The organism is Clostridium sp. FP2, assembly GCF_011065955.2.
Taxonomy (GTDB): domain Bacteria; phylum Bacillota; class Clostridia; order Clostridiales; family Clostridiaceae; genus Clostridium_AD; species Clostridium_AD tagluense.
The window spans coordinates 59,618-72,257 of record NZ_JAAMNI020000002.1 but is presented as its reverse complement, the minus strand read 5'-3'; the positions used below and the strand labels follow the sequence as shown (position 1 = coordinate 72,257).

Annotated in this window: 16 protein-coding genes and 1 pseudogene; 6 read left to right on the top strand and 11 right to left on the bottom strand. The window is 28.4% G+C overall.

Annotated features, from left to right (window positions below):
* Positions 1-150: 150 nt before the first annotated feature.
* Positions 151-321 (top strand): annotated as a pseudogene (locus G9F71_RS25055) (DUF1659 domain-containing protein); the annotation flags it as partial.
* 221 nt (positions 322-542) lie between these two features.
* On the top strand, positions 543-893 hold the full coding sequence (locus G9F71_RS25050) for a hypothetical protein (RefSeq protein WP_164952051.1): 351 nt from the start codon (positions 543-545) through the stop codon (positions 891-893).
* 473 nt (positions 894-1,366) lie between these two features.
* Here the strand turns inward: G9F71_RS25050 and G9F71_RS25045 are convergent, their stop codons facing one another.
* A complete protein-coding gene (locus tag G9F71_RS25045) occupies positions 1,367-1,585 on the bottom strand; it encodes a hypothetical protein (RefSeq protein ID WP_318011124.1) in 219 nt (72 codons plus the stop codon).
* Positions 1,586-1,637: 52 nt separating this feature from the next.
* On the bottom strand, positions 1,638-1,787 hold the full coding sequence (locus G9F71_RS25040; RefSeq protein ID WP_224626870.1) for a hypothetical protein: 150 nt from the start codon (positions 1,785-1,787) through the stop codon (positions 1,638-1,640).
* A 327-nt stretch (positions 1,788-2,114) separates the two neighbouring features.
* On the opposite strand from G9F71_RS25040, the gene G9F71_RS25035 reads away from it, so the two are divergent.
* Positions 2,115-2,636 carry a GNAT family N-acetyltransferase gene (locus tag G9F71_RS25035; RefSeq protein WP_164952050.1) on the top strand — a complete coding sequence of 174 codons (522 nt, stop codon included), beginning with the start codon at positions 2,115-2,117 and terminating at the stop codon, positions 2,634-2,636.
* Positions 2,637-2,915: 279 nt separating this feature from the next.
* Here the strand turns inward: G9F71_RS25035 and G9F71_RS25030 are convergent, their stop codons facing one another.
* Entirely contained in the window at positions 2,916-3,296 is a 381-nt protein-coding gene (locus G9F71_RS25030) for a hypothetical protein (protein ID WP_164952049.1), read from the bottom strand.
* 138 nt (positions 3,297-3,434) lie between these two features.
* On the opposite strand from G9F71_RS25030, the gene G9F71_RS25025 reads away from it, so the two are divergent.
* Positions 3,435-3,722: a hypothetical protein gene (locus tag G9F71_RS25025; RefSeq protein ID WP_164952048.1), complete on the top strand. Its 288-nt coding sequence runs from the start codon at positions 3,435-3,437 to the stop codon at positions 3,720-3,722.
* A 147-nt stretch (positions 3,723-3,869) separates the two neighbouring features.
* Here the strand turns inward: G9F71_RS25025 and G9F71_RS25020 are convergent, their stop codons facing one another.
* The 4 genes from G9F71_RS25020 to G9F71_RS25005 all read right to left on the bottom strand — a co-directional run bounded on the left by G9F71_RS25020 (position 3,870) and on the right by G9F71_RS25005 (position 7,180).
* Complete coding sequence (locus G9F71_RS25020) at positions 3,870-4,448, bottom strand: Uma2 family endonuclease (RefSeq protein WP_224617959.1); 579 nt, start codon at positions 4,446-4,448, stop codon at positions 3,870-3,872.
* A 179-nt stretch (positions 4,449-4,627) separates the two neighbouring features.
* Complete coding sequence (locus G9F71_RS25015; RefSeq protein ID WP_164952047.1) at positions 4,628-5,464, bottom strand: Ig-like domain-containing protein; 837 nt, start codon at positions 5,462-5,464, stop codon at positions 4,628-4,630.
* A 21-nt stretch (positions 5,465-5,485) separates the two neighbouring features.
* A complete protein-coding gene (locus G9F71_RS25010) occupies positions 5,486-6,529 on the bottom strand; it encodes a replication initiation protein (RefSeq protein WP_164952046.1) in 1,044 nt (347 codons plus the stop codon).
* A gap of 417 nt (positions 6,530-6,946) precedes the next feature.
* Entirely contained in the window at positions 6,947-7,180 is a 234-nt protein-coding gene (locus G9F71_RS25005; protein WP_224626868.1) for a hypothetical protein, read from the bottom strand.
* Positions 7,181-7,348: 168 nt separating this feature from the next.
* On the opposite strand from G9F71_RS25005, the gene G9F71_RS25000 reads away from it, so the two are divergent.
* Complete coding sequence (locus G9F71_RS25000; RefSeq protein ID WP_164952044.1) at positions 7,349-8,383, top strand: IS1595 family transposase; 1,035 nt, start codon at positions 7,349-7,351, stop codon at positions 8,381-8,383.
* Between the two features lie 135 nt (positions 8,384-8,518).
* Positions 8,519-8,878, top strand: coding sequence for a DUF3139 domain-containing protein (locus G9F71_RS24995; protein ID WP_164952043.1), 360 nt, complete (start codon positions 8,519-8,521; stop codon positions 8,876-8,878).
* 76 nt (positions 8,879-8,954) lie between these two features.
* Here G9F71_RS24995 and G9F71_RS24990 read toward each other — a convergent pair whose 3' ends face one another.
* From G9F71_RS24990 to G9F71_RS24975, 4 genes are all read right to left on the bottom strand, one after another.
* A complete protein-coding gene (locus G9F71_RS24990) occupies positions 8,955-9,182 on the bottom strand; it encodes a hypothetical protein (protein WP_164952042.1) in 228 nt (75 codons plus the stop codon).
* A 278-nt stretch (positions 9,183-9,460) separates the two neighbouring features.
* Complete coding sequence (locus tag G9F71_RS24985) at positions 9,461-10,627, bottom strand: AAA family ATPase (RefSeq protein ID WP_164952041.1); 1,167 nt, start codon at positions 10,625-10,627, stop codon at positions 9,461-9,463.
* Positions 10,628-10,831: 204 nt separating this feature from the next.
* Complete coding sequence (locus G9F71_RS24980; protein WP_164952040.1) at positions 10,832-11,233, bottom strand: hypothetical protein; 402 nt, start codon at positions 11,231-11,233, stop codon at positions 10,832-10,834.
* A complete protein-coding gene (locus G9F71_RS24975) occupies positions 11,233-12,255 on the bottom strand; it encodes a replication initiation protein (RefSeq protein WP_164952039.1) in 1,023 nt (340 codons plus the stop codon). The genes G9F71_RS24980 and G9F71_RS24975 overlap by 1 nt, the downstream gene beginning before the upstream one ends.
* Positions 12,256-12,640 lie beyond the last annotated feature (385 nt).

Below are 12,640 nucleotides of genomic sequence, written 5' to 3'. Positions count from 1 at the left end.
GGCACAGAGGCTTTATGAGGCCTTTTAACAATTCTCAATTGTTATCCCCCTACTGAAGTTTTACTTTTGTTATAGTTTGTGACCTCCACTTATAGAAGTGGGAGACTTTCCTCCTGAAATGTCGTTAAATCAACAAAGGTAACAAGTTCCTTAAAGCTTACTGTGATAGTGGGTATTGACAAGAAAGGCAAAGAGAAACATGGAACAAAAAAACTGGGTAATATAAAAACTACTGCAGTGGATGAAGACAGTTTTGCTTCAGTCAGCCTGTTTAGGTTGACATTATCTTATTTGTTGTTTAAATTTAAGAGTGGATACTAACAATTTAAAGGAAAGTACAAGGAGATGAAAACATAAGAAAATTTCAGTAAGAAAGTAGAGAGTTATATAAAGGCAAGATTGCCAGATAAGATGCAAGAAGAATTAGAAATAATAAGATATGGATTAATACGAAGGTTTGCAGGAGTAGTTTATGTTAGAAAAAGCTATAATAGCCTGTGTAGTAATCTATAAAGTATTAAATTTGAAAGGAGTTGTATAACATGTTTCTTAACGTATTAGTTATTATACTAATAATATTTACAATAGTTAACTTAATAATAGGTCTTTATTACTTCTCAAAACAAGAATACAATAGGTTTTCTGTAAGTTTATTATTAAAGAGAGATACGCTAAATTTAATTAAATCAAAGGGAATAAATCAAAAGAATTATAAGAAAATCAAATTTATATTAAATATTCGAACGATATTGATAATAATAATAGGATTACCATCAATAATATTAATTTATACGGTTTTTAAACCAGCTAATATGCCTATTACATATAGCATATTTATTCTAATATTAATAATTCAATTTATATCAAATAAGCTTATTAAAAATTTATTATAAATAACGAGAGTAGAATTTTTTAAAATGTTTAATATTAAAACAACTTCTAACAAATAATACATAGTTATATCCATTAAGCATGAAATTTATATTATTATAATCATGTTTGAACTTACCTATGTCATCTATTAAACTAAACATTATTGTTACTTTACTAATATAATATTACATTAATATTAGTATATTCCATATTATAAAAAAATTCAAATTTAAAATCATATGTGAATAAACTTAACCTAAAATATATTTATACTATATTCTATTTGGCGTGCAGCCAACATTTCCGACAAAACCCACGCTAAGGAATAAAACGTATGGTTTTTTAATAATTCTCCCACGTTAAGCTATAGTGAATCCATATATGGTATAAGTTATTACGGAATAGTAGAACTAAAAAGCACTCTACTAGTGCTTTTTTTATGATACGTAATATTGAGTCTATTATCATCTGCGTAATATCCCATTTTAATTCATTACTTATTATTTTCAGAATAAAATTTTAGAGATTCTCCAATAAATTTAGCTGCGCCATTACCATATTTCTTATCTACAACATTCATATCTTTATTGGCACTTGATAAATAAATATCAGCCATGTTGGATAAAAAAACATTGTTTATACCTAAATCTATTCTATAATGTTCATAATTTCTTTTAGTTGTATCCTCTATTTCCTCAACAATTTGTTGAATCTCTTTTGAAGTAGGGTCTTTACTTACGTCAGCTGCAAGCTTTTCATATAATCTATCTAGGCTGCTTATCGCTTAAATAAATTTTAAAAACTTCTTTAATAAATTTAGCTGCACCTTTTCCATATTTATTATCTACTGCTTCTATCCACTTAGGACCTGTCATGGACATCATATGATACCAATGGTTATCGCCTCTATCCATTTTAAAAATTTGGTTTTTGCTTATAGGGTGATGCCTCCTTTGGGGTTTTGATTTATATATATGGAGGAGGAGAGAGGTTTTTAAGATTTGGAGAAGATTATTTTATTTTTTTGATTAAAGCATTGATTTAGAGGTGTTGTTAAGCAGTCAGTTAAATTTAACTAAGCAATTACTCGGTTGAATGTATTGTTTTTATTCACTATAAGCTTTAGTATATTGTATGTTATTTTATGGCATTAAATGGTACAATCTATCTATAAATTGTTTTGCAGTCGTAGAACAAGGCGAACAGCATATTATTTATAATATAGAGAGGAAGGTATTAAATTGAGTGAATTAATTTTAGTAAACCCATCAAAGGTTTTAGAAGAAAAAATTCTGGAATACAAACAAGAGTATTTAGACTTTGAGGAAACTAATATCAATGGTAGTTGTGGACTAGCCCGTTATAATGATTTTGATGAATGGCTTGAAATTGTTCTTTCAATTGAGAAAGATAAACTTCGCAATAATGTTCATGCCAGCACATTCTTTTCTGTAAGAAAATCTGATAATAGAATTATAGGTACTATTCAACTCCGTCACTTTTTAACTGATGAATTAGAAAAACATGGAGGACAAATAGGCTATGGCATTCGTCCAACTGAACGAAAAAAAGGTTATGGTAAGCAACAATTGTTACTTGTTTTAGAAATTGCAAAAGATATGAAAATTCCAAAAGTAATGATTATCTGTGATAAAGATAATATTGCTTCAAGTCAGACTGCGATGAGTTGCGGTGCTATATTAACAGGCGAAAATTTCCATGAAGGTAAAGAACAACAAATATATTGGATTAACCTCCGCTAAGTTTCTTGCACAATATTCGTAGACTGAAATTATCTACCAATCATATATGTATATAATAATAATAATAGTTAAAAAATATGAAAAAGTCTACTTTAAAATATAATGTACCCTTGTCAAGAATAATATAAAAAAAAGTGCTCGGAGTTTTTTTATAGCTTAGAATATAGAGTACCAGAGAATGTTGCATATATCTTCAAAACAATTCCTGTTCTCCACTGAATATATATTATAGCTGTTTTATATCCATTAGACTTAAGTACACAAAATCAATGTAATATATCATATAAACTCATATATATAATAACCATCTTCTCCTATTATAGAAAAAAACTCTCCATAATTACTTACTCTGATTTTAAACTCACTACCATCTTTCATGTGAATAATTCCTAATCTATCACCTTTCCATATAATCATTTCATCCTTGTAGGTAATTTTAGACAAATAGCATTTAGGGTTATCTATCGTAGAGAACCCTATTTTGGATAATTTTTTTGTATCGTAATTCATTGCAGTTTCAATATCTATTGAATAAATAATAACACTCTCAACTTTATCTAAATAATTTGTCATGTCCCCTTTGTATTTAATAATATATATAGAAACAAAGCCAATTATTAGTATTATTGCTACACATAATAACAAAAGTTTATTTTTCATTAACTATCCTCCTTCGGTTCACCATATTTTACTGAGACGACATAAAACATTTATTTAATTATACCATTATTACCGTAAATCAAAGTCAAAGGCTAGGCCACATCAGATTTTCTTTTTCATGATTCATGCGAAAATCTGATGTGGAATAAGCTCTTTCACTGCTCCTGGTCCAAAAGGAAGCTTTGGACAATACTCGGTGCAAAAGAATTTGATGCCGTATTAATAACGGCTAATGGAAAAAGAATATATTGTGCTGGTTTTCCAATTAGTTCAATGAAATCATGTTTTCCACCTGAATTTATGATTAGTGATTTATCTAAAAACACCATTACTATCACTAAAAATAGTAATGAAATGCAACAGGACTTAAGAGAAAATAAAATAATTTATAAAACACTAAAAGAAGCTGGTGTTTTATCAGAGTAAATAACCTTTTTTTATCTTGTAAAATCAAAAAAACTAACAAAAATATTATTTATCAAAACGCTAATAATATTTTTGTTAGTGACAATATTAAGATATAGAGGGTGTGTAGCAATTCAGCAAAAAGGCAGTAAAATACCACCTTAGAATCTAAATATCATCATCTTCATTATACTCAAACAAATCTATATTTTTTATATCTACAACCAAATCATCAAATCTACTTGATTTTATATCTTGTTCTAAAAATTTATATTCTCCAGCTAATTTATATCTACTGTCTTCTAAATTATATACATATACTTTCTTTGACATAGGGGATGCAATCCAGTATTCGGGAACACCAAAGTTTTCATAAATATCTTTCTTTTTTATTGTATCATCTTCTGAATTACTAGGACTTAAAACCTCTACTACTAATTGTGGTACTCCTAAAAATCCTCTTTTAAATATCTGTTCTTTATCACAATATACTGCAACATCTGGAACCAGTTCTGCACCTTTACCACTTATCAACTCTTTTAGTTTGTTAAGGTCTTTTTTTATATCCTTAGGATTATCCTTTGTTAAGAATAATGCTCCTTCTATAACCACTTTACATTTACCATTAAAATAGGTTTTTAACTTAGAGTATAGTTCACCGTTAATTTCTACATGGTTATATTGAGGTCTTGGTGACATCATAATATTTCCGTTAATCCATTCCTCTTTTATTAAATTATTCTCCATGGTTATCAACTCCAATCTATTTTTTTAATTTAATATTTTTTAGTACCTAAGAACCTTACTGCTTTAGGCCTGTGAGTTTTAGCCAGTCTTTGTTCAAAAAATCTTTTAAACCCTCTACATTTTGACCTATGGTACATTGGGGATTTTCAAAATTTTGTATAAATCAACTTTGTAAAACCTTAATATTCATCCAATACTGCTGGATCATCCCCTAAGTCTTCTATTTGTTTTCCATTTTCATCCACAATATAATAATTATCATAAGCTCCCAAATTAGGGTCATCAGAATATCTATGCTGATTAACAATTAATTTTCCAGAATACTGTCCTTTTTCTATAATTTTTAAATAATTTCCCGAACATACAAATTGTTGATTTTTAGATTTTATCTCTACCACATGTATTGCAGCAGAAGTGGCCCAAGCTTCAGTCATAAAATAAATTTTCTTTTTATCTTGGGTTAATTGAGGATTAAATATTCCTGCAATTATATCTTTAATATCCTCAGCGTCCATAGATTCTACTAATAATTCCTCTTTTCCGTCAGAGTATTTTACCCATAATTCATTATTTAGAGCATCTCCAGCTCCAGTAGAAATCAATGGTTTATCTGTGTCTTTTAATATAATACCTGAGATTACCTCCGTTTCATTTTTTATATTAAAATGAAATTTTATATCCTTCTGTAATTCTTTCCCTGATTTAGAGTGCACTTTACTTCCAATGTTTAATGTATAACTTTCCCCTGGAAGGTAACCACCTTCTTCTGGTGTTATAGTAATAGCCTTAGAATCCTCTGATAAATTCATTGTAGAATTAACTTCGTTTCCATTTATATCCTCTATTTTAATGTGATCTTTTGTTTCATCATTAAACAGCACCTCTTCACCGAAGTTAATAGTCCAACTTTTATTTGAATTTACAGCTTGATTTTCAATAAACTCTGCTGCTTTAACATTGTATGGAAATGTTAATAAAACAATAAAAATACATGGTATTATAAATATCTTTTTCAATTATTTTCTCCCCTTTCCTTATTAATTTTCCCACCCTAGTAGCTTTTTTTCCAGTTCAATAAAATCATATGACCTTTGATCGTAGTCATTGAATGTGCCTACTTTTATTTTACCCTTAGGAAGTGACCAATCTTCTTTTATTGCAGTTATGACAGTTCCAACTAAATTTTTTACATTATTCAATTGCCTAACTATGTTATATTTTTCTATTATTATATTAATATCACCACTAGCAATATTGAAAATTTTAATTGCTTCAAGGTCTTTTATATCCTCGCTTATTATTGCTTTTACAAGTTTAATATTATCAATATTTTTTTGTGGCTGTATTCCAATCTCTTCTCGAAGGACTGCTGATGTTGCTGCAATTTCATTCTTGGCTTTATTGTTTTGATTTTGCTTTATAATAAATTTAATTCCCGTTACTTTTCGACCAATCTTGGTTTCTTCAAATTTAAAAGATATATCACTAAAATTATTTATCTCTTTCATTGCCATGTCTAAAACCTTTATCCTAAAAAAACTATACTTTTCATAACTCTTAGGGCATTGTAGTTTTTTTCTTAATATATCTAAATTATCAATTCTCCACCCTGTATCTTCAAAGCTTTTTAAATAATAATAAACTCTTTTGCTATAAATACTGGTAAAGTTGATAGGATACTCTATTTTATAATAAATTCTTTTTTTCATTTCAAGCAATAATCCTTTAAGTTTGGTTCCTATTTCAAAAGTTATTTTCCCTTCTGACCTTACATATTCGATTGATGCAAACCACACAAAAAAGGTTTCTTTTTCTACACCTTTATCATTATTGGTTAATAAATAGAATCCAGTTCCCTCCATGCCCTTAGTTGCCTTTTCTAAATTTCTATAAATATTGCTTGTATCGGTCTTATACAAATGCTTATAGTCGTTAATATTCAATTCATATAAATAATTGTTATCATCCTCTATCTTTGTTAGTACCATATCCATTATATCATTTTGGCTTACTGATAAGTTATATCTAGCTTCAATAAGCTCGTTTGGTCTTACTGCAATGTGTTTCCCCTTTTTAATCATATAATCATGCCTCCAAGCTATTGTTAAAATATAACTATATAGGGTTACTATATACTTGTCAAGTAACCTATAACCGACATCAAGTAACCCTATGACCGACATTAGGTAACCTTAAACCCTCAATTTGACCGACATCGAGTAACCTTATAACCGACATTAAGTAACCTTAAAACCTATGTACATGTTGGTATAACTTACTTTGGAGCACCCCTACTATACAGTTACTATACAAGTACTTGTACTATACAACAACAAGGGGGGGCTTGTTGTTGTGGAGAATATATGGATGCCAAACTAATCAGAGATAATTATACCTAGGTTGGCATCCATAAGAAAAAGCAGTAAAATTAATTACTGCTCTGCAATCTACTTTCTCATAATAAGACTTATGTCTATTTATTGTAATTTCTTATATATCTAATCAATTTGAGTTATAGGATACATTGAATAATCTTTATTTTCATTCCACTGCTTAATATCAATGATATCATATTTTTCTATTTTGATTTTCCTCGTATATTCAGTATTCCTCAAATCCATTGGGAGAAAAGCATGTAGATCTTCTTTTAATTTACCTCTCTGTTTGCTATCAAAGATATCAAATTGTAAAATAATTATATATCTAATGGGTTTTTCAAAATATTTCTCCATAGCAAAGTGATATAGAAGTGTGTCCTTAAACTTTACACCCATATCACTTAAAAAAGATTTTTTATTGCTTTTTAATTTTTGGCTATGTTAGACATAAATAGTGATATTGTATATATTTCCGCAGAATGTGTTATAATAAGGTAATACATACATTTATGAGGTGGTTACATGCCAAATGTGGGAACTTTAAAGACTGATATAAAAACTCTTTCTGAATTTGCATTACAAGACTTATTTGATTTCATTGGTGAAATAATGACACTTAACTCATTAACCCGCAATCTTCCTAAAGAATGTAGAGAATCCAGATTTGCCAAGGGAGAGGTCTGCCCTCATTGTAATTCAACTCATATTGTTAAGAATGGCAAGTTAAATGGTAAGCAAAGATATAAATGTAGGGGTTGCAATAAGACCTTTAATGATTTCACAAAATCTGCATTATCATGTACCAAATTATCTTTAGAAAAATGGATAGAGTACACTAAATGTATGGTTATAGGGTATAGTATAAGGAAAAGTGCTGAAATTGTAGAAGTAGGCGTTAAAACCTCATTTTTTATGAGGCATAAAATACTTGATTGTATTGGAACATTTATGGGTACAGGACATGTTGATGGCGTTGTTGAAATGGATGAAACCTTTGTAGCCGAGTCGTTCAAAGGCAATCATAAGAAAAGTGGATTTTTAATGCCAAGACATTCTCGTAAAAGAGGTAAAGAAATTAAAAAACGTGGTATAAGCAATGAACAGATATGTGTAGCCACAGCGATAGATAGAAATAACAATATTATTCTTGAAATGGTATGTAAGGGCAGAGTAGGTTATAGAGACCTTGAAAGGCTTTATGATGGTCACATAGACAATAATTCTATTATTTGTACTGATAGCCATAAAAGTTATATTCGGTTTGGTAGAAACCTCAATTTAGACCATAAACGTATTATGAGAGACCATTATAAAAATGGTATTTATCATATTAATCATGTAAATAGTTTGCACAGCCAGTTTAAAAAATGGATGGAGAAATTTAACGGAGTATCAACTAAATTTTTAGCTAATTATCTCCATTGGTTCAAGTGGTTACAATGTTTCAAAGATGATAAAGACATAATAAAAAGCAAAAACATTATAGTTCATAGTACAACAAACTTTGTAGATACCAGAATCGCTACTTACAAAGGTAGAGAACCAATTTTTAGATAATACAATCCCTTATACTTGGAATTTATGTTATTATTAGTGTATAAATAAACTATAATTTAGTAAACGCTTGTAAAATAGTATAACTAAGGATTATAGTTTATTTTTCAAGGTTGAACTATAATGGAGGTGTACAGTATGCAAAATAAAATAAAGTTAAGATTAAAAGTAACAATAATACTTTCTTTATTAGTAGTTGGATTTTTATTATACTTTTATCCTATTCAAAAATATTTAGCAGAAAAATCTTTTGATAAGTATATATCAGTGCAAGGAGTAAGTAAAGATAACATCAAAAGTAAGAGGATATTAAAAGATTATACACAAGATGGATATTTTATTGATATTGTATACAAAGATGATAATGATTATGTATACTCCTATAAGTATTTTGTTGGCAAAAACTCTTTTAGATATAGTATACAATGTATAGTATACAAACAAAACGTAGCAGTAGATACGACTGGATATAAAATAAAGTATCCTCCACTAAGATAAATGAATACTTTAATAATTAGGGAAAAGTTTATTGGCTTGTCTATTTACGACAAGCCAATTTTATATTTATTTATCCTCAATATTGTCTAACATAGCCTAATTTTTCTAACCACTGCTTTGTTTGTTCTTTTGGAGTATTCTTATTGTCAACATTTTTTACTTCTATGAATAAAAATGTTTTTTCGGTTTCAACAATGAAATCAACACTTTTAAGCCATGCTCTTGTTTTATTATCTGCTTTATATGCATTAAGGCTTTCACTAAAATCAAATGAATATTCACCCTCGCTGAAACTCCCACACATAAATGAATGGGGTTCTTGAATACTAAATAACTTCTTTTATACTCTCATTTATAATAAAAACTATAAATTACAACATATAAAAACTAATTATTTTCTTCAAGAATTTCACTATCAAGCATCACAATTGACACATTAACGATAGTATATGGCTCGTTTCAAAACCTAATTATATTATATCGTACTAAAATAACCATGTCTAATGGTATATTTTAGTAGTGATATCAATCCCACACCTAAAGAGAGTGGGCTTTCCGCACAAATTCTTTGTAATAATTTTATCACTCATTTGTATTATCCTCTAAGGCTTTATCTATAACATCATTATATAAGATGGTGTCTGCTTCCTCTAGTGGATTATTTTCAAGATTTGAATAATCACTTGATTCTACATAATTAACAGCATTGTTATCATCTTTAAAAAAGGAATAAAATTTAAGTTTATCACCTGGAGCACTCTTTATATCAAAATATTTTGCATAATTATAGTCATGGGTTGCAATAAAAATTTGAACACCAGCTTTTCTTAGTTTGAGCAACACATCAACTACAATGGGAGCCATGATTGGATTTATATTAGATTCCGGCTCATCCCAAAATAAAACTGACCCCTTGCTTATTGAACCATTACTAATTAATCTATATAAAAGGCCTAACTTCTTGAAACCTTCTGCCTCATAATTAAATTCAATGGTTAAACCACCCTTTTTTTTCACATAAAACTGGTCGCCATCTAGTTCAACTTTTCCACCTATTATTTTTTCAAGAATTTTCAAACATTCATGCATCTCTGGATCAGTCTTTTTTAAATTTCCCTTTTGAGCATTGAGTATAATATCGTAATAAGTTTTATCAAATGCAATCTCTCTAAAATTATATGTTGAAGCGAACCCCTTTGAATGCGAAATTATATCTTTAGCTGGTATGTAAATAAAATTATTCTTTTTTTCATCTGTTATACTTTGTTTATGAGCAATACTAAGTAGATCATCGGACACAAAACCTATTTTAAATGTTTCATTAGTATATTCTAGTGTTATCTGATTATCTACTAGTGTCATTTCTTCTATATCTCCAAATTTATTTTTCAAATTTGTTGTTTCTTTATTTCTAACCAGATTTGAAAATTTGGTATTATTTGAAGAAAAATACTCTATAATAAAGGAACCTTCTGATAATGCAGACGTTACTTCTCTGTCCTTTTCTATAAAACTTTCTATTGCGGGCTCTACATCCAGCAATTTACCATCTGTTATTATTCGTTTGTAGCTATTCTTAAATATATCTGAAAGACGCTTACTATCTTGAGATATAGCATAAAGAATCTTCATTATATGTGTCTTACCAGTTCCATTTTCACCTATAAGTATGTTAATGCCCTGGCTAAATGTTATATCTAGTTTCTCAAACACGGTTATATTCTTAAGATTTATTTTTTCAATAGTCATAAAGGCACACTCCAATTCATCATTTATATTCTCAGTAGAAATGTTTATTGCTAAAATAATTATACCATTAAATCATCTTCTTAAAAGCTACGATATTAAAGACTTCTGCAGGAGATTTATACTCCGTCTTGGTAAACCTTTATCTTGCCAGCAGCAACATTGTTAATTAGAGCTTTATGCAATTCTTTGAACCTCTACACTTTTCTATATTTCTAAAAATTTATCGAAAAACTCTTTAAATTTGTTATGGAATTCCATTTTTATTTCAAAGGAAACTTTTGAAATTTTAACAATGATTGGATATTTAATATATACTTCATCATAGTCATCCTCAAATTGGTTAACAGCATATACTTGAAAAAACATGCTTTTAATTACATTTAATTCAGAATGAAAATTATCAATAGCTATTTCTTCATTATTTAAAATAGAACAATGTGTATCTTTATCATATTTGCTCCATATCATTTCAAATAGTTTTTTTGTATTTTTAGTTGGCAAAATAGCAAAATCAAGCATTGCCGTAGGTGATGTATTCTCACTCATTATCGAATAAATCTTATGCCTTTTTGCCATATTCGATTGAAACATCTTAAGTTTAGCCATTATATATCCCACCCTAATAATTTCTTTTCTAAATCATACATTCTCTGCTTATAGTTGTTGAAGTTATCAATCTTAACTTTGCCTTTAGTTCGCTTATAATCTTTTTTAATTGCATCAATAATCCAACCCACCACATTACCAATTTTAGGTACTGTTTCAGAGTATTTATACTTTTCTTTGATGATATTTATATCTCCATTGGCAATATTTAGTATGTTTTGTGCTTCAATGTCTGATATTTGTTCATGTATAATTTCTTTTACAAGTTTAATATCATAAATACCTTGCTTATCATTTGGTTTAATATCTTCTAAAGTAGCCACTATTTCACTTATGGCTTTATTTTGCTTTATGTAAAATTTAATTGAAGTTACCTTCCTACCTGTCTTTATTTCTTCAAAATCAAAGGATATATCTGTTTTATCTAAATTTATCTCCTTTTGTGCCTGCAACAATACTTTTCTTTTAAAATCGTTATATCTAGAATATTCATAAGGCTCAATACAAAACATAGTTCTTAATGCGTCAATACTTATAGTTATCTTTCCAATTCCTTCATACTGCTTCAACAACTCGTATATTCTACAGGAATAATTGCTATTAAATGTTATTGCTTTATCCAATGATACCTTGGTAAATCTTTCTTTAAGTTGCAGTAAGTAAGGTTTTAATTTATTATCAAAACACAATTCAATACTACCATCTTTAAAATACTCCGCTGATGATAACCATTTTGTTTTTAAAAGAGATTCTTCTTTTATAATTACTAATTCCTTATTTCTTAAACTGTCTATATGCTGGCTTAATTCATTAAAACTAATCTTATGTTTTGATAATATATTGTTTATTTCTGAATGCGTAAATTTATAAGTTGCAAATTCTATATCATCTTTATTTATTTTAGCTGTTAGTATGCAGATTAGTCTTTGCTCTTGTAGACTTAACTTATAGGAGGATTCAATAATGTAATTTGACTTTACCATTAAGTTTTTATATTTTAACAAATCTTTTCTAGTTACCACAGTTAGCACCCCCATATAAATTTTACCATGCGACTATTAAATGCGTCAAGTCGTTTTATCAGTCGCTTTAAGTACGAATCAGCCGTAGCTTCGCACTAATCAATAGTTATGTTGCTCTGCATGAAAGGCTATGAGGATGGAGCCACAATGCCCCAAAAAGCAAATAAACTCAAATAAGAAAAAATATATAGTTATACTTTTCATTTATTATTCATCAACAAGGGTAGAAAAATGCTCTTGTTTTATTTTTGTTGTAGCCTGTAACTCCCACTTATAGAAGTAGGAGACTTTCCTTCTGAAATGTCGTTAAAATTTAATAGATAATATGAGGTCTTTGAGGTAGATATTGCAATAATTTATAAAAATTAGAATTATATTAACTATA

Coding starts and splice junctions, on each gene's coding strand:
- G9F71_RS25050 (WP_164952051.1), top strand. CDS start 543: ATGTTTCTTAACGTATTAGTTATTATACTAATAATATTTACAATAGTT.
- G9F71_RS25040 (WP_224626870.1), bottom strand. CDS start 1,787: ATGGATAGAGGCGATAACCATTGGTATCATATGATGTCCATGACAGGT.
- G9F71_RS25030 (WP_164952049.1), bottom strand. CDS start 3,296: ATGAAAAATAAACTTTTGTTATTATGTGTAGCAATAATACTAATAATT.
- G9F71_RS25025 (WP_164952048.1), top strand. CDS start 3,435: ATGTGGAATAAGCTCTTTCACTGCTCCTGGTCCAAAAGGAAGCTTTGG.
- G9F71_RS25020 (WP_224617959.1), bottom strand. CDS start 4,448: ATGGAGAATAATTTAATAAAAGAGGAATGGATTAACGGAAATATTATG.
- G9F71_RS25010 (WP_164952046.1), bottom strand. CDS start 6,529: ATGATTAAAAAGGGGAAACACATTGCAGTAAGACCAAACGAGCTTATT.
- G9F71_RS25005 (WP_224626868.1), bottom strand. CDS start 7,180: ATGGAGAAATATTTTGAAAAACCCATTAGATATATAATTATTTTACAA.
- G9F71_RS25000 (WP_164952044.1), top strand. CDS start 7,349: ATGCCAAATGTGGGAACTTTAAAGACTGATATAAAAACTCTTTCTGAA.
- G9F71_RS24995 (WP_164952043.1), top strand. CDS start 8,519: ATGCAAAATAAAATAAAGTTAAGATTAAAAGTAACAATAATACTTTCT.
- G9F71_RS24990 (WP_164952042.1), bottom strand. CDS start 9,182: ATGTGTGGGAGTTTCAGCGAGGGTGAATATTCATTTGATTTTAGTGAA.
- G9F71_RS24985 (WP_164952041.1), bottom strand. CDS start 10,627: ATGACTATTGAAAAAATAAATCTTAAGAATATAACCGTGTTTGAGAAA.
- G9F71_RS24980 (WP_164952040.1), bottom strand. CDS start 11,233: ATGGCTAAACTTAAGATGTTTCAATCGAATATGGCAAAAAGGCATAAG.